23 protein-coding genes and 1 tRNA gene are annotated in these 21,349 nt (G+C 41.7%); 9 read left to right on the top strand and 15 right to left on the bottom strand.

Annotation, left to right across the window (positions count from 1 at the left end; all coding sequences use genetic code 11):
• Positions 1–29 precede the first annotated feature (29 nt).
• The 7 genes from ACOOEY_RS09375 to ACOOEY_RS09345 all read right to left on the bottom strand — a co-directional run bounded on the left by ACOOEY_RS09375 (position 30) and on the right by ACOOEY_RS09345 (position 5,615).
• Positions 30–971, bottom strand: a complete 942-nt coding sequence (locus ACOOEY_RS09375; protein WP_420388412.1) for a M43 family zinc metalloprotease — start codon at positions 969–971, stop codon at positions 30–32.
• 60 nt (positions 972–1,031) lie between these two features.
• Positions 1,032–1,769 carry a lysophospholipid acyltransferase family protein gene (locus ACOOEY_RS09370; protein ID WP_420388411.1) on the bottom strand — a complete coding sequence of 246 codons (738 nt, stop codon included), beginning with the start codon at positions 1,767–1,769 and terminating at the stop codon, positions 1,032–1,034.
• 179 nt (positions 1,770–1,948) lie between these two features.
• On the bottom strand, positions 1,949–2,416 hold the full coding sequence (locus tag ACOOEY_RS09365; protein WP_420388410.1) for a hypothetical protein: 468 nt from the start codon (positions 2,414–2,416) through the stop codon (positions 1,949–1,951).
• A 65-nt stretch (positions 2,417–2,481) separates the two neighbouring features.
• Positions 2,482–3,159 (bottom strand): head GIN domain-containing protein, encoded by a 678-nt coding sequence (locus tag ACOOEY_RS09360; RefSeq protein WP_420388409.1) that lies wholly within the window; start codon positions 3,157–3,159, stop codon positions 2,482–2,484.
• Positions 3,160–3,235: 76 nt separating this feature from the next.
• Positions 3,236–3,919: a Crp/Fnr family transcriptional regulator gene (locus tag ACOOEY_RS09355; RefSeq protein ID WP_420388408.1), complete on the bottom strand. Its 684-nt coding sequence runs from the start codon at positions 3,917–3,919 to the stop codon at positions 3,236–3,238.
• 3 nt (positions 3,920–3,922) lie between these two features.
• A complete protein-coding gene (locus ACOOEY_RS09350) occupies positions 3,923–4,546 on the bottom strand; it encodes a LysE family transporter (RefSeq protein ID WP_420388407.1) in 624 nt (207 codons plus the stop codon).
• A complete protein-coding gene (locus ACOOEY_RS09345; RefSeq protein WP_420388406.1) occupies positions 4,524–5,615 on the bottom strand; it encodes a hypothetical protein in 1,092 nt (363 codons plus the stop codon). Before ACOOEY_RS09345 ends, ACOOEY_RS09350 begins: the two co-directional genes overlap by 23 nt.
• A 358-nt stretch (positions 5,616–5,973) precedes the next feature.
• On the opposite strand from ACOOEY_RS09345, the gene ACOOEY_RS09340 reads away from it, so the two are divergent.
• Positions 5,974–6,792: a hypothetical protein gene (locus tag ACOOEY_RS09340; RefSeq protein WP_420388405.1), complete on the top strand. Its 819-nt coding sequence runs from the start codon at positions 5,974–5,976 to the stop codon at positions 6,790–6,792.
• On the opposite strand, the gene ACOOEY_RS09335 is transcribed toward ACOOEY_RS09340, so the two are convergent.
• Positions 6,789–8,651, bottom strand: coding sequence for a sigma 54-interacting transcriptional regulator (locus ACOOEY_RS09335; RefSeq protein WP_420388404.1), 1,863 nt, complete (start codon positions 8,649–8,651; stop codon positions 6,789–6,791). The genes ACOOEY_RS09340 and ACOOEY_RS09335 overlap by 4 nt on opposite strands.
• Positions 8,652–8,781: 130 nt before the next feature.
• On the opposite strand from ACOOEY_RS09335, the gene ACOOEY_RS09330 reads away from it, so the two are divergent.
• The 3 genes from ACOOEY_RS09330 to ACOOEY_RS09320 are packed head-to-tail and all read left to right on the top strand — an operon-like array spanning position 8,782 to position 10,489.
• Positions 8,782–9,240: a YHS domain-containing (seleno)protein gene (locus tag ACOOEY_RS09330; protein ID WP_420388403.1), complete on the top strand. Its 459-nt coding sequence runs from the start codon at positions 8,782–8,784 to the stop codon at positions 9,238–9,240.
• Positions 9,241–9,299: 59 nt separating this feature from the next.
• Positions 9,300–9,815 (top strand): hypothetical protein, encoded by a 516-nt coding sequence (locus tag ACOOEY_RS09325; RefSeq protein ID WP_420388402.1) that lies wholly within the window; start codon positions 9,300–9,302, stop codon positions 9,813–9,815.
• Entirely contained in the window at positions 9,803–10,489 is a 687-nt protein-coding gene (locus tag ACOOEY_RS09320; protein ID WP_420388401.1) for an NRDE family protein, read from the top strand. The genes ACOOEY_RS09325 and ACOOEY_RS09320 overlap by 13 nt, the downstream gene beginning before the upstream one ends.
• 51 nt (positions 10,490–10,540) lie before the next feature.
• Here ACOOEY_RS09320 and ACOOEY_RS09315 read toward each other — a convergent pair whose 3' ends face one another.
• The 3 genes from ACOOEY_RS09315 to ACOOEY_RS09305 all read right to left on the bottom strand — a co-directional run bounded on the left by ACOOEY_RS09315 (position 10,541) and on the right by ACOOEY_RS09305 (position 14,231).
• A complete protein-coding gene (locus tag ACOOEY_RS09315) occupies positions 10,541–12,085 on the bottom strand; it encodes an aldehyde dehydrogenase family protein (RefSeq protein WP_420388400.1) in 1,545 nt (514 codons plus the stop codon).
• Positions 12,086–12,221: 136 nt separating this feature from the next.
• Positions 12,222–13,658, bottom strand: coding sequence for a S1C family serine protease (locus tag ACOOEY_RS09310; protein ID WP_420388399.1), 1,437 nt, complete (start codon positions 13,656–13,658; stop codon positions 12,222–12,224).
• 153 nt (positions 13,659–13,811) lie between these two features.
• Positions 13,812–14,231, bottom strand: coding sequence for an Hsp20/alpha crystallin family protein (locus tag ACOOEY_RS09305; RefSeq protein ID WP_420388398.1), 420 nt, complete (start codon positions 14,229–14,231; stop codon positions 13,812–13,814).
• Between the two features lie 213 nt (positions 14,232–14,444).
• Here ACOOEY_RS09305 and ACOOEY_RS09300 point away from each other — a divergent pair, with 213 nt between their 5' ends.
• The gene (locus ACOOEY_RS09300) at positions 14,445–15,704 is read left to right on the top strand and encodes an NRAMP family divalent metal transporter (protein ID WP_420388397.1); all 1,260 of its coding nucleotides are present in this window, start codon (positions 14,445–14,447) and stop codon (positions 15,702–15,704) included.
• Positions 15,705–15,799: 95 nt separating this feature from the next.
• Positions 15,800–15,873, top strand: a tRNA-Asn gene (locus ACOOEY_RS09295).
• Positions 15,874–15,991: 118 nt separating this feature from the next.
• On the opposite strand, the gene ACOOEY_RS09290 is transcribed toward ACOOEY_RS09295, so the two are convergent.
• From ACOOEY_RS09290 to ACOOEY_RS09280, 3 genes are all read right to left on the bottom strand, one after another.
• Positions 15,992–16,237, bottom strand: coding sequence for a hypothetical protein (locus ACOOEY_RS09290; protein ID WP_420388396.1), 246 nt, complete (start codon positions 16,235–16,237; stop codon positions 15,992–15,994).
• A gap of 3 nt (positions 16,238–16,240) precedes the next feature.
• The gene (locus tag ACOOEY_RS09285) at positions 16,241–16,585 is read right to left on the bottom strand and encodes a rhodanese-like domain-containing protein (protein ID WP_420388395.1); all 345 of its coding nucleotides are present in this window, start codon (positions 16,583–16,585) and stop codon (positions 16,241–16,243) included.
• 80 nt (positions 16,586–16,665) lie between these two features.
• Positions 16,666–17,328 (bottom strand): peroxiredoxin, encoded by a 663-nt coding sequence (locus ACOOEY_RS09280; RefSeq protein WP_420388394.1) that lies wholly within the window; start codon positions 17,326–17,328, stop codon positions 16,666–16,668.
• A gap of 126 nt (positions 17,329–17,454) precedes the next feature.
• On the opposite strand from ACOOEY_RS09280, the gene ACOOEY_RS09275 reads away from it, so the two are divergent.
• Positions 17,455–18,291, top strand: coding sequence for a toxin-antitoxin system YwqK family antitoxin (locus ACOOEY_RS09275; RefSeq protein WP_420388393.1), 837 nt, complete (start codon positions 17,455–17,457; stop codon positions 18,289–18,291).
• Here ACOOEY_RS09275 and ACOOEY_RS09270 read toward each other — a convergent pair.
• Positions 18,285–18,629, bottom strand: a complete 345-nt coding sequence (locus ACOOEY_RS09270) for a YraN family protein (RefSeq protein WP_420388392.1) — start codon at positions 18,627–18,629, stop codon at positions 18,285–18,287. The two genes, ACOOEY_RS09275 and ACOOEY_RS09270, sit on opposite strands and share 7 nt — an antisense overlap.
• Before the next feature lie 72 nt (positions 18,630–18,701).
• On the opposite strand from ACOOEY_RS09270, the gene pgi reads away from it, so the two are divergent.
• Entirely contained in the window at positions 18,702–20,357 is a 1,656-nt protein-coding gene (gene pgi / locus ACOOEY_RS09265) for a glucose-6-phosphate isomerase (RefSeq protein WP_420388391.1), read from the top strand.
• Positions 20,354–21,340, top strand: a complete 987-nt coding sequence (locus ACOOEY_RS09260) for a type I phosphomannose isomerase catalytic subunit (RefSeq protein WP_420388390.1) — start codon at positions 20,354–20,356, stop codon at positions 21,338–21,340. The genes pgi and ACOOEY_RS09260 overlap by 4 nt, the downstream gene beginning before the upstream one ends.
• Positions 21,341–21,349: the final 9 nt, after the last annotated feature.

Below are 21,349 nucleotides of genomic sequence, written 5' to 3'. Positions count from 1 at the left end.
CCAAATATTACTGCTGCGAATTTACAAACTTATTGGAGGCTTTGATTGACAAGTGTTTTTCTTCTTGGACTATTTTCCAAAACATATCTCATTCGGGCTATTTGCTCCTTTGTGAACTTATTCATCATAATGTCATCAGTATAGTCCATATAGTTTTCTACCATGGCTGCAGAACCATCACAAGCCAATAGGTTGTTGGGGGAACCCAGTGTGCGAATTTTGGTTGGCGGGGTGTCATCGCAAAAGTCATCGGCCTCACATGTTCCTTCATGTTCATCATCTCCCCAAATATGCAAGAGGCCTAAAAAATGTCCCATTTCATGTGTACCGGTTCTGCCCAGGTTATAGGGTGAGTCTAAATCACTTACACCAAAATGCATGGAGGTAATGGCAATTCCATCTACCAATTCAATGGGAAAGCCGGAAAGATTGTCGACACCGGGGATGACCATGTAAGCTTCATCTTCTAGTCCGGGTAAATCCGAAACAGGAAACCTGGCTTCTCCGACACCTGTATCTTTAACCCCAGGCCAGGTCCATATATTTAGGTATTTTTCGGGATCCCACATTATATAATGTGCTCCCATGGCTATCCTGTTTCCACCAAAGCCCGGAGGGGGTTGACTGTTGATATCTACTCTGTTGACCCCATTGGTAGAGGTGCCATCTGGAGCTATTTGAGCCAGGTAGAATTCAATTCCTGCGTCTTTACTGAGATGATCATCATTGAAACCGTTAGTATTGGGTTTTCGCCTAAAATCCTCATTCAAAACCCTGATTTGAGACTTTATCCTCTCCATTGACAAATTATCTCCCTGGCCAACAGGGTCTCCCATATGAAGCACATGTATCACTATTGGAATTCTATATACTTCCGGTTCTTTCGGGTCAGGGAGAGTATCTTCAATACTTCTTTCTGAACATGCGGTGACCATCAGGATCAGTAGGAGGTAATTAATGAGGTTTTTCATTTTTGACTTTACTCTGTAGACTCATCGGCAACAGGAAGGGTTGTAAAGCCTCAGGATGAACTACTGACTGTTTAGCTCGATGATTTTATTTTTCATGAGCTCATAGGTGCTGTTGGTCAGCTCGTCCAAATCGTCCTCTGTTAGGCCTTCAACAGAGATTTCAGGCAGACAATAGGAGTGTACAACACCAGGAGTAAGTAAGAGGCTTCCCCGCTTCATTAGTTTCCCTGCGTTGTGTATGATTACGGGTAGAATTGGGATTTGCGACTCTATGGCTAGCCGGAAAGGACCATATCTAAAGGGAAGCAATGGTTCGTCAGTGTTGTTACGAGTGCCCTCCGGAGCTACCAGTACAGAAGTACCTCCTGATAGTAGTTGCTTTAAGCGTTGACTTCCTGCTTTTCTGCTCTCCGGATCAGAGCGGTCTACCCAAATAGCAAAGCGGCCCGTAATCCATCCGAAAACAGGAATTTGAGAAAGCTCCTTTTTACCCAGGGCAACCAGGCTACTCGGAATAGCAATTGGAATAGCCGGAGCATCGAGAAATGACGTGTGATTAATTACGAATATGTAAGACTTCTTTCTGTCTACCACCCGTTTGTTGTGTCCTATGAACCAAATGCCTGTAGTTATGCTGAAACAGTAAACCCAGACACGGATAAAGAAGTAGGTGATAAAGTCTAGTTTCCTTGATACAATCACAGGTATAACCATAGGAATAGCCAGAATGAGCATAGGAACTACAAAAGCTATGGCACACCAACCGGTATATAGGTATTGAATTAGTTTTTTCAGCACTTTAAGTTTTCCGAAGATTTTTCGAAAATAGTTTTTTTAAGTCAAACGGCTCATTAGTTTTGACCTCGAATTTAATGAAACAAGATGATGAGCAATCATCCAACTCATCATCTTTAAAAATGGATGAAACCTAACTCTTTGCTTGCAAAACCCTGACTTTTGTCGGGGTTTTTTGTTTTCTACATGGCGCAGTTATCTTTTCGACTGGTGTCTACCAGGTGAAATATTTTCCAGCCTTCCTCGGTACGATAAAGTTTGAATGAGTTTACACCGCAGTGTGAGAACTGACCTCCCAGAAAGAACTTAAATGGGGTCCAGGCTGAAGCCATATCACCGTCTACGAGAATAGGACCAAACTCAATTTGTTCGTCCCATACCTTATCATGAGGTGTTCCTACCGCTTTAAGAAAGTTTTGGAAGTCACTGTCCTGTACAACGGTTTTACCTTCTCTGTTTTTACCGACTCTTTGAAAGACAACGTCATCGATGATGACGGAATGAACCATAGAAGAGTCTCCTGCTCTCATACCATCGAACATGGTAGTGATGGCTTTTTTGATTTGAGCCACATCCTCAGCATCCTGAGCTTTTAAAGAAGGGGCCAATAGAAAGAGCCCAAGAAGGGCTCCAAAGAATATTCTTTTCATATCTGAAGCTTTATAAGCTTCAAATTAATCATATCGGTTAAGTGGTGCTAATGCGGAATTGCTAATTATCCGCCTCTCCTTACACTTCCTCCCGTATTGGTTCGGATATCTGTTCTGGGTTTGCCACTATATCTGACAGAACCTCCTGTACCAGCACTGGCTCTGAGCCTCTCTTCTGCATTGATCATTACGTCTGCACCGGTGTTAGCTCTGGCATAAGCCATGCTGGACTGTAGTTCATAGGCATCGATCATTCCTCCTGTGGAAGCGGTTGCTTCGATTTCTTCGCTTTTTCCCTCAATGCGGATTTTTCCTGAGGTAGTAGCACTCATCTCGACTATCTTGGCTTCTACATCGATAGTGGCAATTCCACTGGTAGAAGTGGTGACGCTCAATCGGTTGGTTTTAATTTTAGTCTTGAATTCAGCTTCTGCACCAGTGCTTACATGTATATCTTCAAGCTCTTCAGTATAGGTAAGAGTAGCTCTCACCCGGTTGCTTCTATGATTACCTCTCGATAGTTTAACATAGAGCTTGCCTCCCCTCACTTCGGTGATGACATCTTCGAGGTCGATGCGTGAAACATCTAGTCTGATGGTGTTAGATGAGCCTTTCTCTGCAATCAGGTCGATGCCTTGAGATACTGAAATCTCAGTAAATTCATCCAAATCGCGAGACTCGCTATCCTGTGCCGAAAGTGAAAAAAATGCCGTAAGGCAGAGTACAGTTAATAAATATTTCATGGTATTGAGATTTTGACTTTTGTCAAAGACTTCCCTATTGAGAGAAGGGTTGCATCAATACCATGAAATCTAAAATTTATGCTGCAATGGCATGAAGGTTCGGAATAGTAATCACTTTCCTTGAGTAAAGGATTACACCTTCTTCTTTCAGTTCGTTAATGAGTGTTGTCACCGTTTGTCTTGACGAACTAATGATATTGGCAATCTCACTATGAGTCAGGTAATTTTTAATCACCGTGCCGTTCTCATCCAGCTTACCTTCTCTGTTCGCCCACTCGACAAGGAAAGATTTCAGTCTTGCTTTTACATCTTTAAAAACAAGGTTAGTGTATCTGTTCTCTAGTCCGCGTAGCTTTTCTGCCATTCTTTTGGCGAATGAAAGTGCCAGGACAGGATGCTTTTGCATTATCTCTTCGAAATCTTTCTGATTGAAAATACAGACGATCACTTCGCTAGATAGAATCTCAGCAAATTCCTGAGTCTGTTTCACATCTGTGTTGCTTAATTCACCAAAATGATCTCCCCCCAGTACGATATTCTTAATAAGCTCATTTCCAAAGCCATCAATCTCACTGATTTTGACTTTGCCATTGATCAGAAAGTAGAGCTTTCTGCCTTGTTCTGTGGCAAAATAGATAGACTGACCTTTCTTCATTCTCACAAATCGAGCTACTTCACTCAGGTCGTTAATTTGTTCTTTGTTCAGGTCTGAAAACAAATCGAAGTTTTTCAGATACCAATACTTCATTTCCCTTTGCATAGACTATAGGTTTAATAGCAGTTGTATGAGTGCAATACCAATGATGATGGTACCAAGCACTTTATTATAGTTTTTCGTTAATCTCATATAAATGAACTCCCTCTTTCTGGAGGTGAATTCAGCAACGAGATACTGCAAAAGGAAAGCTCCCAAGGCCGAGCCCAGCACAAATGCTGTTTCAACCAGCCAATGGGTTGAATTAAGTATTTGATTCGTTTTGAGATTTGTAATAACAAACAGCCAAAACGGGTATAGTTGTGGATTTAATAATCCGAAAGTAGCACCAAGCCAAAGCTCGTTGCCTTTTTTCATCTGATGCTTTGCTGCGCCTGATGAACTTTTCTGGAACATCAGAAAGGTGCCAAAAATCAGCAGTACCCCGATTGTCAAATATTTCAGAGTGTCTTGAAAACCATCGAATCTGTCGAGCAGATTGGCACTTGCAAATGCCAGTCCACAGTAGAGCAATTCGGGTAGGCTTCCTCCGAAACCAAATCGTAAAGCAGACTTTTTATCCTTGTTGAGCGCAGTGTGTATGGTGCCAAAATTGACGGGTCCTAATTGAACAGATCCGGCAAAACTGATGGCAGTGGCAAGTAATAAGCTACTGAATACCGCCCAGAGCATTTGGTACACTTAGGTTCTTGACTGATTGCATGGCCTGCTCCGGTTTTTTACCGAAGTGTTGCCTGATCAATCTGATCATTTCTGATGCCGGAGTGGTCTGAGCACCGAGCTTTCGAGACTGTTGACTTACCTGAAACATTAACTTCATGTTAGCGGCCGTGTCTTTGTAAGCGCGAAAGAGATTCAGAGAAGGGTCATAAATATGTCCTGGTTCTGAGGTTACTCCATTCAACTCCATTATCCTGATTTGTTTACCCCTCATGAGGTCTTCTACTGAGGCTACTTTAAGGTCAAATCTCCCAAAGTTGAAACCGTCAATTTTCTCAGCAATTTGCCTGAAGACGTTTTCCAGCTGTGTGTTGATGAGATGTTGTCCGCTAAGGAACTTGGTTCCTTTACAGTGGTTGCCTATTGGCTGGAGTAGCTTTTGCTCTCCTGCCGGCAGCACCTGATTCATCTCTTCTCCAAACTTTCGGGTCAGACTTTCCAGTTGTAAATGGGCTCTTTCACTTTGAAGTATCAATTCACGAAGAGTTGACCTTCCGTTGCCTGTTACACTCAGAAACTCTTTGATCACCACAGAACTGATTCCGCTTTTATTGGTACCCGGAATCCGATAGAATAATACTCCAAGTTCAAGAGGGTGATTAATAAACTCCTGTACAATAAAGCTTTCTTGATTTTGCTCAAGGTATTCTCTCAAGTCCTCTGCATTATTGATCTTTTCTACCTGGCTTCCTCTTTCTCCAACATCGGGCTTCAGTATTACCGGATAGTCGAGATTTAAGTCAGCCAGTTGCCTGTTTACTTCTAACCAGTCTGCCTGGGCTTCAAAGTAGATGGTCTTTGGTAAATACTGAGCATCGATTTTCCGAAGAATATCGATTTTGGATTCACCAAAAACTCCACTGTGAATAATACCAGGATTAGCGGCCGTGAAATAGGTCAATGACCTTGCTCTTATAGCCAGATAGATCCAATAGGGAACTAGAGGCAAGAAGAACAGCCAAAATGGCCAATATTCATAGTAAAGAATCTTAACCCAGAAAAGAGGTAGCTTATTTCTCATTAATGCATTGAATTTAATCAACGGAACATGATTTACGAAGTTTATCTCTTGTACGGGCTCAAATCAAAAAGAATAAATGTCTTTCAATACGATGTCGTTTTACCGTCTGCAAAACCGTCAGGCTATTGACAATTGGTGTGCCAAACGATTTTTTTAATAAATAACACATTGATAATCAATGAATTGAATTCATATTTTCTATTTTAAGCATGAATTTTATTCACGATATATCAGGAATAGCCTAATATGTCGTGAATAAAATATTTGAATAAAAATTCAGCTAAAATCTTAATTTGCTGCGCTTTAAGGCTCAAAGAACAAACTCAAAAGGATTAATCACGAAATATCAGGAATTGATATGAAACAACTCACACTCGCTTTATGCCTCTTAATGGCTACAGTTTTTAGTTTACATGCACAGGAAGATGTAACGACAGATACAGGTAAAAAGGTCATCATTTATCTGGAAGACAAATCTGAAATCGCGGGAGAATTGGTCTCCGAAAACGAAACTACCATTGTAATCAGGAGCACCAGTCTTGGCCTGGTTACTTTTCAGAAAGCAGAAGTTAAAAGAATTCTCTATCTGGATGAGAGAGGAAGGATTCCAAACCCGAATCCTACTCGTTATTTCATTGGACAGTCAGCTTACACCCATGAGCGTGGTGAGGGATATTATCAGAATATCTACGGACTCTTCAACCTGGTTAGTTATGGGTTGACAGATCGACTGAGCGTGATTGGCGGAGTTGAACTGACCTCGCTTTTCAACGGAAGCCCTATCCTCTTTGCCAATGCGAAATATGGAGCTCCTGTGGCACCCAATTTGAACCTGGCTGCTTCAGTGTCCTATATTACGGTAGCGGGTTCACTGGCCGATTTTAATGCCGGAACGGTTAACGGTTTACTTACCTATGGCAGTAAAGAGCACAACATTACCGTAGGAACCGGCTATGCCTTTGCCAATGGTGAAATTGATAGTAGTGGTATCATTACTCTGGGAGGTATAACCAGATTGACTAATCGTCTGGCTTTTGTCACTGAGAATTACATTCTGACTTCCGGTGAAGATGCCATTATCTCAGGTGGGCTCAGGTATATCGCTAAGAAACTTACCATAGATGTCATGTATTTTGAAGGAGGTTTACCAGCTATTGATATTGTGATCAAGCTCTAAACCAGGCCTCTTTTAATACCCAGCTTTTTCATTCTGGATTCTAATGTGGTTGGCTTTAAACCAAGTATTTTGGCAGCCCCTTTGTCTCCACTGACTCGCCATGAGGTTTTCTGGAGTACACTGAGTATATATTTTTTCTCGAACTCTTCGAGTGTTTCCAGCTCTGAACTGCTGGTTTGAGTAGCTTTTTTAGGAATCCAGTCTCCCAGTTCCAGTTTGTTGCCTGGAGATAGAATAACGGCTCGCTCAATGACGTTTTCAAGCTCCCGGATATTACCGGGCCAGTTATAGGCCTGTAGTGCATTGAGAGAACGCTTCGGGATGTTGGTTACTTTCTTGCCGGTTTTAGTGCCAAATTTTTCCATGAAGTGCCTTACTAAGAGAGGAATGTCTTCCTTTCTTTCTCTCAACGGAAGGCTATTCACGGGAAATACATTGAGTCTGTAGAACAGGTCGGCTCTGAATTTACCTTCTTCTACTTCTTCCTGGAGCTTTCTATTTGTAGCAGCAATAACCCTGACATTAACCTTTTGTGTCTGGGTACTTCCTAACCTTTCAAACTCTCCTTCCTGCAACGCGCGCAGGAGCTTTGATTGAAGCTCTAACGGAAGTTCACCTATTTCATCCAGAAATATGGTTCCTTCATCAGCTAATTCAAATCGTCCGATTTTCCGGGCCAAGGCACCGGTAAAAGCTCCTTTTTCATGGCCGAAGAGTTCACTTTCTATCAGGTTGGCAGGTAATGCGGCACAATTGACCTTAACCAAAGGCCGGTTTCTTCTAGGGCTGATGTTGTGAATAGCTCTTGCCAGCAACTCTTTACCTGTGCCTGATTCTCCCAAAATGAGCACCGTAGCATCTGTTACAGCTGCCTGCTCACAGTTGGCCAGAATTGACCTGAAATCTTCACTCTGAGTAATTATCTCCTCAAAGTTGTGCTCAAGTTGAATTTCCTGCTGTAGGTAAATGTTTTCTGCCTCCAACTTGTCTTTCAGGCTTTTTACCTCTTCCATGGCTGACATCAGTTGGTCGCTGGCTATGTTCCGTTCTATTTCTGCGGCAGCTCTATCAGAAAATATCTTCAGTATCTCCTGTTCCTCAGAGGTGAGATCCAGTACATCGTCATTGAATAGTCCGATGTGGCCAATGGTTTCGCCTTGCCTATTGATGATGGGAACCCCAAAGTACCCCTCAACCCCCACATCACGGGTGAACTGCGCATAGGTCTTTTCTTTGATCAGCAATGATTCTGAGGTTTCCATGATCACTCCGCAAGGGGTGCCATTGACATCGTACTCAACGTTCTCTCTTATTTCATCACCCTTGAAGTAGGCCAATGTTCTCAGTCTGGCTTTTGTGGCATCAGTACATTCGGTCACCACAACCATGTGCACATTAAGTGCTTTAGAGATTCTTTCGACAAGGGTTTTGAAGAAGTCTGTTCCAATTTTGGCTGCGGTGGCTTCTGAAACCAACTTGAGTAGTTGTTCTTGTCTCTTGCGTTGGCTGATATCCAGAATGAAACTGACATTATAGGCCTTTCCTTCGAACTCGATATGATTGACAAAAATCTCAACCGGGAATTCGTGTCCTCCCTTTTTAAGATGTGAAGATTCAAACCGGAGACTTTGCACATGCTTAGACTCCTTCCAGAGTTTGCTGTAGCGTTTTGGATTGAAATTGGGGTTGATATCAAAAATGGATAGCTGCCTGAATTCCTCCAATGTGTAGCCATACTGATTGATGGCCGTATGATTGGCAAAATGAATCTTACCCGCCTCATCCATCCAAAGAATAGAAGCAAGAGCTCTTTCCACCGTGAACTGAGCCAGAAGCGGATGTTCTGATATGATCTCCATAGTTACTTCACGATATATCGTGAGTAATTTATACAAACTTCCGCAGAATAGAGTTCAAGTGTCAGCCAAATGATCTTTTGATTCAACCCGATGTGTTATATTTTTCGTTTATGCCTCTAAACTTAAAGTGATGAAGCAATTTTTCGTGTTGATTATGCTGTTGGGCTTAATAATGCCCACTATGGCTCAGGACACCTACTCCAAAAAACACTATAACCTTGAAAAGAATGTGGCTATTCAAGGATACGATCCGGTGAGTTATTTCACCAAGAACAAGGCTGAGGAAGGTAAAGAGAGTATTTCATATACTCACAATGGGGTGACCTATCGTTTCGCCAGTGAAGAGAACAAAAGACTATTTGTTGCTAATCCATCAAAGTATGAACCTCAGTATGGGGGATACTGTGCCTATGCCATGGCTGATGGGGATAAGGTTAAAATTGACCCTGAGACTTTCAAAATTGTAGATGGCAAACTGTATCTTTTTTACAACTTTAGATTCACCAATACTCTTAAACTCTGGAATAAGGAAGAATCTGTACTTCTCCCCAAGGCAGAAAAGGAATGGGCTAAGATTATTAAAAACTAGAATCGGAACCTACTTTCATTAGCGCTAAAAAACCGTATTTTTAATCAAGAATTTTTTGAATGGAACTTCAAAGGGTATCAAAAGAGATATTAGATCAGCTTATTTCGGCAACTAATCAGCTGAACAGTAATAGATTCAGTCAGTCTTTAGACGTGTTATCCGGCAACACTGTTGGCAAGCACGTAAGACATATTATTGAATTTTTTGACTTAATGATGTTGGGTAAAGAAGCCGGTTTTGTCAACTATGACCAGAGGAGTCATGATAAGGTCATTGAGACTAATGCCGAATTGGCTGTTGAGAAAATGAACTCACTGAAGCAGGAAATTGAGTCATTGGACAATGATTTTTCTTTAACTCTTAAAGTCAATTACTGTGATGATCAATCGGCACAACAGACTTTGAAGAGTTCTTTTTTCAGAGAACTTCAATACAATATTGAACATGCCATACACCATATGGCGATTATAAAAATAGCGATCAGCTCGAGCTTTAAAGATGTTGAACTTCCGGCCAATTTTGGTGTTGCCTATTCAACAGTAAGGTATCAAAAGGAGCTTGAATGTGCACAGTAACATTTCTACCGAAAAAGAATCGGGACTTTATTCTTACTTCTAATCGTGATGAAGATCCCTCAAGGGCTAGTCATGAGCTGAATAGCCAATTGATAGAAGGTAGAGAGGTTCGGTTTCCCAAAGACCCTAAAGCCGGAGGAACCTGGTTTGCCACAGATGAAGACCGGTTTACTTTATGTCTTCTGAATGGGGCTTTTGAAAAACATCAACATAGACCGCCCTATCGATTGAGCAGGGGAATTATGTTGCTTGACTTTTTTGAAATCAACCACGTAGAAAGCTTTGTGAAGAATTATGATTTCGATGGTATTGAGCCCTTTACCCTGGTTCTCATTGATCATAGTGAGGAGGAGTTAAGACTCAATCAACTAGTTTGGAATGAAAATGAGCTGAACCATCAGGTATTGAATCAAGACAGTCCTTATATCTGGTCCTCTTCAACATTGTATCCTCAGCCGGTGAGGGATGAGAGAAGAAAGTGGTTCAATGAGTGGCTGAAGGGGAAAGGTAGTTTTAATCAGGACGAGATTCTTTCATTTCATCAATTTGGTGGCAAAGGTGATGCCTGGAACGACTTTGTAATGAACAGAGAAGGCAAAGTGAAAACAGTAAGTGTTACCTCGCTGGATAAACGTGGCGCTGAATTTTCCTTTGAGCACCTGAGCCTGATATAAAAAATCCTCACCAAGTAAGCTTAGTGAGGATTTTCTATTTTATGTTGATGATTATCCTAAATCGAATTTGATTCCCTGAGCTAGTGGGAGCTTGTCGGTATAGTTAATCGTATTGGTTTGTCTTCTCATGTATCCCTTCCATGCATCAGAACCAGATTCTCTTCCTCCTCCGGTTTCTTTCTCTCCTCCAAAGGCTCCTCCAATTTCGGCACCTGAAGTTCCAATATTCACATTGGCAATTCCACAATCGGATCCGGTAGCTGATAGAAAGCTATAGGCCTCTTGGACATTATTGGTCATGATGGCCGAAGAAAGCCCTTGTTTTACTCCATTTTGAATAGCTATGGCGTCATTCACATCACCAGAATATTTCAACAGATACAGAATGGGGGCAAATGTTTCTTCCTGTACTGTAGCGTAACTGTTATCAGCTTCAACAATACATGGCTTTACATAGCAACCACTTTCATAGCCTTCTCCTTCCAGGACACCACCTTCTACAATGACTTTACCTCCTTCTTTCTGTACAGATTCAATGGCGTTGAGGTAGTTATTTACTGCGTCTTTATCGATAAGAGGTCCTACATGATTAGTTTCATCGAGCGGGTTGCCGATTCTCAACTGCTTGTAAGCATTGACAATAGCATCTTTTACCTGGTCGTATATAGATTCATGAATAATAATTCTACGGGTAGAAGTACATCTTTGACCGGCAGTACCTACTGCTCCGAATACACTACCAATTACCGTCATTTTTAAATCAGCCTCTGGGGTTACAATGATGGCATTGTTTCCTCCCAACTCGAGGATTGACTTACCTAGTCTGGATGCTACTGTTTGTCCAACAATTTTACCCATTCTGATAGAGCCAGTTGCTGAGATCAAAGGAACGCGTTCGTCTTTTGTCATCATTTCACCCACCTTGTAGTCACCATTAATGATGCAGGAAATGCCTTCAGGCATGTTGTTTTCTTGCAATGTTTCGGTGATCAGGTTTTGACAGGCCACAGCGGTAAGTGGTGTCTTCTCCGATGGTTTCCATATACATACGTCTCCGCACACCCAGGCAAGTGCTGTATTCCATGACCATACGGCTACGGGGAAGTTAAAAGCGGAAATAATGCCTACGATACCAAGCGGATGCCATTGCTCCTGCATGTGGTGACCGGGTCTTTCAGACTTGATGGTCAGGCCATGTAGTTGTCTGGAAAGACCTACAGCAAAGTCACAGATGTCAATCATTTCCTGTACTTCACCTAATCCTTCCTGGTAGGATTTTCCCATTTCATAAGAAACCAGTTTTCCTAAGTCTTCTTTATATTTTCTTAGCTTCTCTCCGAACTGACGCACTACCTCGCCTCTCATTGGGGCGGTTACATCTCTCCATTGCAAAAAAGCTTGTTGAGCAGTGGCAATTACTTCTTCATATTCCTCTTCTGTTGTGGTAGTTACAGAGGCTATGTATTCACCACTAACAGGGGTGTATGACTTGAGTTCGTTTCCTTTACCGGAAGATTTTGTACCTGTGGAGGTACCATGATTGGTTTGATTAACGCCCAGGTTTTTGAGTACCTGATCAATTCCAAAATTATCCATTTCTATTTCCTTCAATTAGTTCCTAGGTTCATAATTACGAGTATTTTCACAGGTGTCCAAGAAATGACCGGATTGCTTCTCCATATAGCAAAAAAGCCTCATTTCTGAGGCTTCTTGTTTATGCTTTGTCTTTAGACTACCAGTTGATTCGGAAGTACTTTTTATCCCCATCCGGGTATTTGCCCATTACGTAGAAGTCGCGGGTTTTAGCGTCAATAATTTGCTGGAATTCTTCCAGGCTGTTAATGTCCAGGTCACCAACTTTGGTGATGACAAAACCTTCGCCAATTCCGGCTTCACTCCAGGCTCCTTCGCCTATCTCGAGTAATTGAACACCGCCCTCAATTTTCAGACGTTGTTTAATTCTGTCGCTGATGTCGATAAAGGTTGATCCTTCGATTTTATAACTGAGTTGTATTTCTTCAGGGGTAATATCAGCGACAAAATCATCTTTCTTTCTGAGTGTAAGGTTTGTCTCTTTCTGTTTTCCATCTCGCTTAAACTTTACCAGGATATTATCGCCCGGTCTTTGGCGTGCCACTAACTCCTGAAGTTCACTTGTGGTTCTTACCATACGCTCGTTGATGCCTACGATTACATCTCCTTCTTTCATACCAGCTTTATCTGCAGCCCCATCAGGAGTTACGCCACGGATCAACACTCCGCTCAATTCATTAGTGGTACGTCCGTCTGCATCCGTTATGGTTACACCGAGTAAGCCCCTTTGTACTTCGCCAAACTCCAGCAGATCATCCATTACCTTTTTCACCAGGATGGACGGAACGGCAAAGGAGTATCCGTTGAAAGTTCCAGTATTGGTAGCAATGGCTGTGTTGATACCGATTAGTTCACCATCTAAGTTCACCAGTGCACCACCACTATTGCCTCTGTTGACTACTGCATCAGTTTGAATAAATGATTCAATACCATAATTCTGTTCTCTTCCGCTTTGAATAAGATTAATATTTCTCGCCTTGGCGCTGACGATACCTGCGGTTACCGTATTGTTTAAGTCAAATGGGTTTCCTACTGCAAGCACCCATTCACCAATGTTTACCTGATCTGAGTCGCCAAACTCCACATAGGGTAGGTCAGCCGCTTTAATTTTTACCAATGCTAAATCTGTATCTTCATCGACTCCAATCAGCTCGGCTTCATATCTGCGATTATCGTCAAGTCGAACCTCTAATTCATCGGCACCTTCAACCACGTGGTAGTTGGTAGCTACATATCCATCTTTTGAAATGATAACTCCGGAACCTGTAGACTGACGGGTTCTTGTATCTCTTCCAAACCATCTGGATCTTTTGTAGCGAGCGGTATTTGTAATGTGCACAACGGCAGGTACGGCTGCACTTGAGGCCTTGATAAAATTAATGCCTTCAGGAACGATATAATCTTTGGAGGTTTTATCTATTTCACCAAAAGAGGTGGTTAGGGCAGATGGCTGTCCATAGCCATTAATCGGATTACCTCCAGATGAATCCAAAAGACTCATACCAATCAACACAATCAGGCCACCCAATAATGAAGAGGCCAATAAACCCAGGAAAAACTGTCTTTTTGAAATCATATGCTTGCAGTCTGATTTGACTAGTAAAACGGCTTAAGAAACCGCAAGTTTTAATTTATTCAAATTTCAGGAGTTATTAACCCGATTTAACAAAATTGAAATGAAAAAGGCCGCCAGAAATGGCGGCCCCTCATCAACCTCAACAACTCAAACCTACTTCACATTTATCTTACTCACTAACTTCTTGCTTTCGTCTTTTGGAATAGCCAGAGATAGTATTCCGTTTTCATAGCTGGCCTCAATTTTTTCGCTATTGATATTGTCTGGCAGCTGGAATGATTTTTTGAAAGACCCATACTCTGTTTGAATGGAGTAGAAGTTTTTCTCACTTCTTTCCTTTTCGAATTTTCTTTCACCACTGATGGTCAACAAACCGTCATTCAAGTCGATATTGAAATCCTTTTTGTTGAAGCCTGGAACGGCAATTTCAATTTCGAAGGCCTTATCTGTTTCAGCTATATCCGTTCTTGGGTTAAAGCTGTTAGCACCATTTTTCAATGAATCATTGAAAAAATTGTCGAAAAACCTGTCCATTGTGTTAGGGACAAACCAATCTGAATTTCTCTTAATCATGTTCATATCTTTTGTGTTTTTAGTTTTTTCAATCATTTGTCATCCCTATATGTGAAAATCATACCAGAGCATTTTCAATTCATTTTTGCGCCATTATGGCTTGATTTTTAAAGAAAGTTTAAAAAATGTAGACACAATGACAGTTTCCGCTTGAAAAACAGCTATATGAGATGCGATTTTGATTCTATATTTTAGGCAATCAATCATACCTGAATGTCTCTCGATAGAAAACACCTGCTCAAGGCCATGGGGCCTGGAATTCTCTTTGCCAGTACATGTATTGGAGTCTCACATTTGGTTCAGTCCACCAGGGCTGGGGCCGATTATGGTTTTCAGCTGATACTCTTTATCATTCTGGCGAATCTTTTTAAGTATCCGTTTTTTGAATTTGGAAGCAGGTATGCTGGAGCAACCAGGAAGAGTATTTTAGAAGGATACCAGAAAGAGGGGCGTTGGGTCCTTTGGGTATACTTTCTCTTGAGTCTGGCCTCTATGTTTACGGTAACTGCTGCAGTCACCTTTGTAACAGCCGGAATGCTCAATAATCTAATGGGCTGGGATTTTGATCCGACCTGGGTTTCCGCTTGTCTTTTGGCCATGTGTACACTGATATTGGCTCTTGGCAAGTATAGTTTGCTGGATGGGTTACTGAAGATTATTGGGTCTGTGCTTCTGATTTCTACGCTGGTGGCTTTTTTTGGTGTGCTAGGAAAAGGGCCTATAGAGCCGGTGGAAAACTTTATTCCGAAAGAGTTGATGGAGAGAGAGGGTATCATCTTTTTGATTGCTTTAATGGGCTGGATGCCAACGGCTGTTGATCTTTCTACCTGGAACAGCCTTTGGGCAGTTGAAAGAATGAAACAAACCGGGTACCAGCCCAGGCTGAAAGAGATACTCTTCGACTTCAACTTTGGCTACATTATTACGGCAATACTGGCGCTTTGCTTTTTGACACTAGGCACCTATGTTATGTATGGTTCTGGAGTTGAGCTATCCAGCAACAGTGCTGTCTTTTCAGATCAAGTGGTGAAACTTTACACCAGTGCCATTGGTAGCTGGGCCTATGTGATCATCGCGATAGCCGCTTTCTCTGCTATGTTCAGTACTACAATTACGGTGGTTGATGGGTTTGGTCGAGCTATGGGAGAAACCATCAGGCTACTGTTTTTTAAGACTACGGGTATTCGAACACTATACACTGCGATGATGGTTTTGGTAGCGGGTGTTTCATTCGTGTTCATTCTTTTGCTGTCTTCTAACCTGAAGGATTTGGTTGACCTGGCTACTACGCTTTCATTCGTTATTGCTCCAGTGTTTGCTTACATCAATTATAAGGTGATTATGTCTGACCAGATCAGTGAGGACTATAAGCCTAAACCATGGTTGAAGAATCTGGCTAAAGCAGGACTGATTTTTCTGACAGTGTTTGCCTTGATTTACATTGTGGTGTACTTCGATATAATTTCTATCTGATAGCGAGAAAATCTCCGAAAAGATTTTGGTTTATATTTTAGCAACTGCTAATATTGCACACCCATTCGGAAAACGATCCGGATGAAGATTAAAATTCCTCCTTAGCTCAGTTGGTTAGAGCATCTGACTGTTAATCAGAGGGTCCTTGGTTCGAGCCCAAGAGGAGGAGCAAAAGCTGACTGAAAAGTCAGCTTTTTTTGTTTGTTAGAAATTCTGATTAACAAAAAAGCCGGATCAATCCGGCTTTCTTCTTTAGGTATAATGAGGGTGAGGAATATTATTGTTATTTATCTCTTGATGGTCTCAGTGTTTTTGGATGAGTTTCTGGCATATAGCACCAGGGAATAAATAAGGTAGACCCAGGGGCTGCCATGAAGTATTATATCGAAATAATCCATTGGTCCCATACCTACGGCACCACCCCAAATCCACCTGATTTTACCCACAATATGAGGTTCGGGTACAAAAGGAGCCAGGCCTAGGGTGAGGCTCAGCATAATCGGAAATCGCAGGCTGGGTTTTTTATTTTTCATCCATTAATGATTAACTGCTTTGAGCTGATTCCAGGCATAGATACCACCTCTCAAATTGTATAGATGTTCAAAACCCATACTTGACATCATGGAGCAAACCGTTTTGCTTCTGTTGCCACTTCTGCAGTAAATCAGGTAGGTTTTACTTTTATCCAGTTTTTCAATTTTCTGTTTAAATGAAGGGTCGAATAGGTTGATTAATATGTTGCCAGGAATGGCTCCCTCCAACTGCTCTTGCGGGGATCTTACATCTAACACCACATGGTCTTCTTCCTTCATTAAGTTGGCAAATTCTGCAGCATCTATATTACTGTAATGCTTTGCGTCTGATTTAAACAATCCAAACATCTGTTTCTCCTTTATAATTACACATAGAAATAGAAAAGGATGAGGCTCAGCCTCATCCTTCATAGTTCACCAAAAACCAATCAGGCCAGGTCTTTCTTAGCCAGATAAAAATCAATTTTCTCAATAGAATCGTCTTCCAGACGAGCTTCCATTTCTTCCAATGTTTTTGGTGGGGGAACAATCACTTTATCTCCTTTTTTCCAGTCTAGCGGCATCGCCACTTTGTATTGATCGGAGGTTTGAAGAGCCTCAAGAGCTCTCAATATCTCATCCATGTTTCTTCCAACATTAAGTGGATAGTACATAATAAGTCGTACTTTCTTTTCAGGATCAATAAAGAATACGGCTCTTACTGCAGCTGTTTCGCTTTCATTAGGCTGTAGCATACCATATAGCTTCGAAACCTTCATATCAAGGTCTGCTATGATTGGAAAGTTGAAGTAAACCCCGGTGTTCTTTCTCACATTATCTACCCATCCCAGGTGCGCATGGATACTGTCGATACTCAAACCGATTAACTCTGTGTTGAGAGCATCGAACTCTCCTTTTCTTGTGGCAAAGCCACTCATCTCAGTAGTGCAAACAGGGGTGAAGTCAGCAGGGTGAGAAAACATCACTATCCACTTACCTTGAGCAAATTCTGAGAATTTGATTTTTCCTGTAGTTGTCAAAGCCTCAAAGTCTGGAGCTTGATCTCCAATTCTTGGCATTTGAGTCACGCCATTTTCTATTGCTGTTTCCATTGTCTTTGCTTTTAATTGCTACTGCAAGTAAGAGCCAATAATGTTGAGCTGTGGTAACAATTGTTACTTAAGGTTTTAGATGACGGCTACTGAAATACACTTCCGATTGATTCGTTATCTTCACGCATGCAAAAACGGTTTTTGTTGTTTGGTTTGATCTGGCTAATGACCGCCTGTGCTGGCGTAGATCAGATCTTTGCTCCTGTCGAAGAGGAGAAAGATCCAGATAAGCCGGATATTACGCTTGAAGACGAACAAGAGCCGGAAACCGATACCATTCCCGATGCTGAACTAAGAGTAAAAAGAAATGTCTTCTATGGTGAGAAGACCAAGAAGGCCTTTACCTCCTTTACCAATCGGAATACAGAAGACTATAAATTATTCTATGTTCTGCCTGAGCCAATTCAGGTTGACAGTTATGTTAGGCAGATATTCTACCATGACACAGAAAACAATGCTATAAGAGCCGTTGAAGGAAAGGGCCAGACATTGGATAGGGTACTTCACGGGCCTTATGAGCGGATTATCAATGATATAGTGGTAGAAAAGGGTGACTTCTATTATGGTACTAAACATAGTACCTGGCTCTATCAGCGTATGGACTCTACCCTTTATGAAAAAGAGCACTACAACAAGGGCTGGCTGGCCGACTCAAAGATTACCTATTATGACGAAGGTCAGAAAACCAGAATCAAGGAAGTGATTCCTTACAGATATGGTAAAAAGGAAGGTCCTTACTATCTCTTCTATCCCAGTGGAAATGTAGCTGTTGCTGGTCAATATATCTTTGATCAGAAAGTGGGTGTATGGACAGAATACCATGATATACCTGGAATTGTAGCCAGAAAAAGACAACTGCAATACCCTAAGAACTTCTATGATTGGGACTTTGAGCCATTTATAATGCGTGAGTGGGACCGAAACTCAAGCACTGTTTATGTTTCACCTAAGGCAGGTCAATAGAAAGCATCTTTGAGGTGCTCTATCTGAATAGTGGTCTGTTTTACTACTACTGCTACAATATCAAAACGAATATCTCCTTTCCACCCCGATTCCTCAACGTAATAGTTAGCCGCTCTAATGATAGCCTCCTGTTGATTCTTACCGACAAAGTCTTCGGGAAAACCAAAGCTGTTTGAGCTTCTGGTCTTTACCTCGACAAAAATGAGTAAGCCTTCTCCCTGTACAATCAGGTCGATCTCTGATTTTCCGTAGCGAAAGTTCCTTTGCAGTATCTTATAACCTTTTTGGCGAAGTTCAATCTCTGCCATGGCCTCTCCTCTTTTGCCAAACGTTTGCATGGATATCAATTGGGTTGAACTTAATTTAGGCAATAATTTGAAGTAACTTCAAAATCCATAATTGAATCCAACATGCTAAAAAATACGAATCCAACCGAGACCACTGCCTGGAAATTACTGACAGAACATGCTGAGAGCATTAAGAAAAAGCACATGAAGACGCTTTTTCAGGAAGATACTAGTCGATTTCAAAAGTTTTCCAGACGCTTCAACGACATTCATGTAGACTTCTCGAAGAATATTATTGAAGAAGAAACCTTGAGTCTGCTTATGCAACTTGCTGAAGAGTGTCAGGTGAAATCAGCAGCTGAAGCTATGTTCAGCGGAGCGTCCATCAACCAAACTGAGGGAAGAGCCGTTTTGCATGTGGCTCTGAGAAATCGAGGCAATCAGCCAATTTTGGTGGATGGAAAAGACGTTATGCCCGAGGTAAATGAGGCATTGGTTAAGATGAAGTCTTTTGCAGATAAAGTTACTTCAGGTCAATGGTTGGGATATTCCGGAAAGCCTGTCAAGAATATTGTCAATATTGGAATCGGAGGTTCAGACCTGGGTCCGGTCATGATAACAGAAGCTTTGAAGCCTTATGCTACTTTTGGCATTCGACCTTACTTTGTATCAAACGTTGATGGCACTCATATTTCTGAAATACTGAAAGAGGTAAATGCTGAGGAGACATTATTCATGATTGCTTCTAAAACATTTACTACTCAGGAAACCATGACCAATGCTCACACAGCTAAAGACTGGTTTTTGGAAAATGGTGGAAACGCTTCAGGTGTGGCCAAGCATTTCGTGGCTCTTTCCACCAATGCCGGAGCTGTTGCTGAATTTGGAATTGATACGGCTAACATGTTTGAGTTCTGGGACTGGGTTGGTGGAAGATACTCTCTGTGGTCCTCAATCGGGCTCTCTATAGCATGTACCATTGGTTACGACAACTTTGAAGAACTACTGACCGGAGCTTATGAAATGGATCAGCATTTTATAAATACACCTTTGGAAGATAACATTCCTGTTATTCTGGCTCTGATTGGTTTATGGTACGGTAACTTCTTTGGTAGTGAATCCGAAGCTATACTTCCTTATGATCAATACATGCATCGCTTTGCAGCCTATTTCCAACAAGGAAATATGGAGAGTAACGGTAAATATGTGGACCGCGGTGGTGAAAAAGTAAGCTATCAAACAGGCCCAATAGTTTGGGGAGAACCAGGGACTAACGGACAACACGCCTTTTATCAGCTGATCCATCAGGGTACTAAGCTCATTCCTTGTGATTTTCTGGCACCAGCTATCAGCCAAAATCCCATTGGAGATCATCACCCTAAGTTGTTATCCAACTTTTTTGCCCAGACAGAGGCCCTCATGAATGGTAAAACGCTTGAAGAAGTAACTGCCGAACTGAAGGCTCAGGGTAAGTCGGCCAATGAAATTGCTGAACTGGCCCCTTTTAAAGTTTTTGAGGGGAACAGGCCAACAAATAGCATCTTGTTCAGGAAACTTACTCCAAAAGTGTTGGGGAGCCTTGTAGCCATGTATGAGCATAAAATATTTGTACAGGGAGTAATCTGGAATATATTCAGTTTCGATCAATGGGGAGTTGAGCTTGGTAAAGTTCTGGCTAAAAAGATTCTTCCTGAACTGGACGGAGATAGTGAAGTAAGCAGCCATGATGCTTCTACCAATGGACTGATCAACACCTATAAAGAAATGAGAAAAGCATGACGAAGAAATACCTTTACCCACTGAAGTTCGATACAATCTTTAAAGAGAAAATCTGGGGAGGCACCAAGATCAAAGATATCCTGGGTAAAGACTTCTCGCCACTAAAGAATTGTGGTGAAACCTGGGAGATATCGGGAGTACCTGGCAATCTTTCGAAGGTTTCAGATGGAGTTTTAAAAGGAAGTACGCTGCCTGAACTCATTGAAGTGTTCAAAGGAGACCTGGTAGGTGATAAGGTTTATGAGCAGTATGGTACTGACTTTCCTTTGCTCGTCAAGTTCATTGATGCCGCTCAGGACCTGTCCATACAGGTTCATCCGGATGATAAATTGGCCAGAAAGCGACATAACTCTCTGGGTAAATCCGAAATGTGGTATGTCTTTCAGGCTGATCAGGGAGCAAAACTGATTTCTGGTTTCAACAGAGAAACGAATAGAGAAGAATACCTTCAATATCTTAATAGTGGAAAGCTTACCGAGCTACTGAATGAAGAAGAGGTTCATGATGGCGACTGTTTTTACCTTCCTGCAGGTAGAGTGCACACTATAGGGAAGGGACTTTTGTTAGCAGAAATACAACAATCGTCAGATGTGACCTATCGCATTTATGATTTCAACAGAGTAGATGATGAAGGGAATAAGCGAGAGTTACATACCGAACAAGCTTTAGACGCACTAGACTATCATGCCTATTCGGAGTACAAGACTAAGTATAAGAAGTGTCTGAATGAGGCCGTCCCACTGGTCAAATCTCAGTACTTTCAAACCAATCTTTTAGAGTATACCACAGGGATAATTCGTGAGCATTTTGACAAAGATTCCTTTGTTATTTACACCTGCTTCGATGGTTCTGCTGTTTTGGAAACAGAGGGACAAACAACAAAAATTCGTATGGGAGAAGCGGTTTTATTGCCACGAAAATTCAAAACTGTTCATATAAAAGCCAAATCTGGGTTCAAAATGTTGGAAACTTTCATGCCTTAGTCTATTTTT

Origin of the sequence: Roseivirga sp., from assembly GCF_965216855.1 — a bacterium.
In the GTDB taxonomy this organism is placed as follows: Bacteria; Bacteroidota; Bacteroidia; order Cytophagales; family Cyclobacteriaceae; genus Roseivirga.
Note: the sequence above shows the minus strand (reverse complement) of the source record. Positions and strands in the feature narration are given on the sequence as shown.

What these genes read in the sequence shown, in the direction of transcription:
- ACOOEY_RS09375 (WP_420388412.1), bottom strand. Translation starts at nt 971, where the DNA reads ATGAAAAACCTCATTAATTACCTCCTACTGATCCTGATGGTCACCGCA.
- ACOOEY_RS09365 (WP_420388410.1), bottom strand. Translation starts at nt 2,416, where the DNA reads ATGAAAAGAATATTCTTTGGAGCCCTTCTTGGGCTCTTTCTATTGGCC.
- ACOOEY_RS09360 (WP_420388409.1), bottom strand. Translation starts at nt 3,159, where the DNA reads ATGAAATATTTATTAACTGTACTCTGCCTTACGGCATTTTTTTCACTT.
- ACOOEY_RS09355 (WP_420388408.1), bottom strand. Translation starts at nt 3,919, where the DNA reads ATGCAAAGGGAAATGAAGTATTGGTATCTGAAAAACTTCGATTTGTTT.
- ACOOEY_RS09350 (WP_420388407.1), bottom strand. Translation starts at nt 4,546, where the DNA reads ATGCTCTGGGCGGTATTCAGTAGCTTATTACTTGCCACTGCCATCAGT.
- ACOOEY_RS09345 (WP_420388406.1), bottom strand. Translation starts at nt 5,615, where the DNA reads ATGAGAAATAAGCTACCTCTTTTCTGGGTTAAGATTCTTTACTATGAA.
- ACOOEY_RS09340 (WP_420388405.1), top strand. Translation starts at nt 5,974, where the DNA reads ATGAAACAACTCACACTCGCTTTATGCCTCTTAATGGCTACAGTTTTT.
- ACOOEY_RS09335 (WP_420388404.1), bottom strand. Translation starts at nt 8,651, where the DNA reads ATGGAGATCATATCAGAACATCCGCTTCTGGCTCAGTTCACGGTGGAA.
- ACOOEY_RS09330 (WP_420388403.1), top strand. Translation starts at nt 8,782, where the DNA reads ATGAAGCAATTTTTCGTGTTGATTATGCTGTTGGGCTTAATAATGCCC.
- ACOOEY_RS09325 (WP_420388402.1), top strand. Translation starts at nt 9,300, where the DNA reads ATGGAACTTCAAAGGGTATCAAAAGAGATATTAGATCAGCTTATTTCG.
- ACOOEY_RS09320 (WP_420388401.1), top strand. Translation starts at nt 9,803, where the DNA reads ATGTGCACAGTAACATTTCTACCGAAAAAGAATCGGGACTTTATTCTT.
- ACOOEY_RS09315 (WP_420388400.1), bottom strand. Translation starts at nt 12,085, where the DNA reads ATGGATAATTTTGGAATTGATCAGGTACTCAAAAACCTGGGCGTTAAT.
- ACOOEY_RS09310 (WP_420388399.1), bottom strand. Translation starts at nt 13,658, where the DNA reads ATGATTTCAAAAAGACAGTTTTTCCTGGGTTTATTGGCCTCTTCATTA.
- ACOOEY_RS09305 (WP_420388398.1), bottom strand. Translation starts at nt 14,231, where the DNA reads ATGATTAAGAGAAATTCAGATTGGTTTGTCCCTAACACAATGGACAGG.
- ACOOEY_RS09300 (WP_420388397.1), top strand. Translation starts at nt 14,445, where the DNA reads ATGTCTCTCGATAGAAAACACCTGCTCAAGGCCATGGGGCCTGGAATT.
- ACOOEY_RS09290 (WP_420388396.1), bottom strand. Translation starts at nt 16,237, where the DNA reads ATGAAAAATAAAAAACCCAGCCTGCGATTTCCGATTATGCTGAGCCTC.
- ACOOEY_RS09285 (WP_420388395.1), bottom strand. Translation starts at nt 16,585, where the DNA reads ATGTTTGGATTGTTTAAATCAGACGCAAAGCATTACAGTAATATAGAT.
- ACOOEY_RS09280 (WP_420388394.1), bottom strand. Translation starts at nt 17,328, where the DNA reads ATGGAAACAGCAATAGAAAATGGCGTGACTCAAATGCCAAGAATTGGA.
- ACOOEY_RS09275 (WP_420388393.1), top strand. Translation starts at nt 17,455, where the DNA reads ATGCAAAAACGGTTTTTGTTGTTTGGTTTGATCTGGCTAATGACCGCC.
- ACOOEY_RS09270 (WP_420388392.1), bottom strand. Translation starts at nt 18,629, where the DNA reads ATGCAAACGTTTGGCAAAAGAGGAGAGGCCATGGCAGAGATTGAACTT.
- pgi (WP_420388391.1), top strand. Translation starts at nt 18,702, where the DNA reads ATGCTAAAAAATACGAATCCAACCGAGACCACTGCCTGGAAATTACTG.
- ACOOEY_RS09260 (WP_420388390.1), top strand. Translation starts at nt 20,354, where the DNA reads ATGACGAAGAAATACCTTTACCCACTGAAGTTCGATACAATCTTTAAA.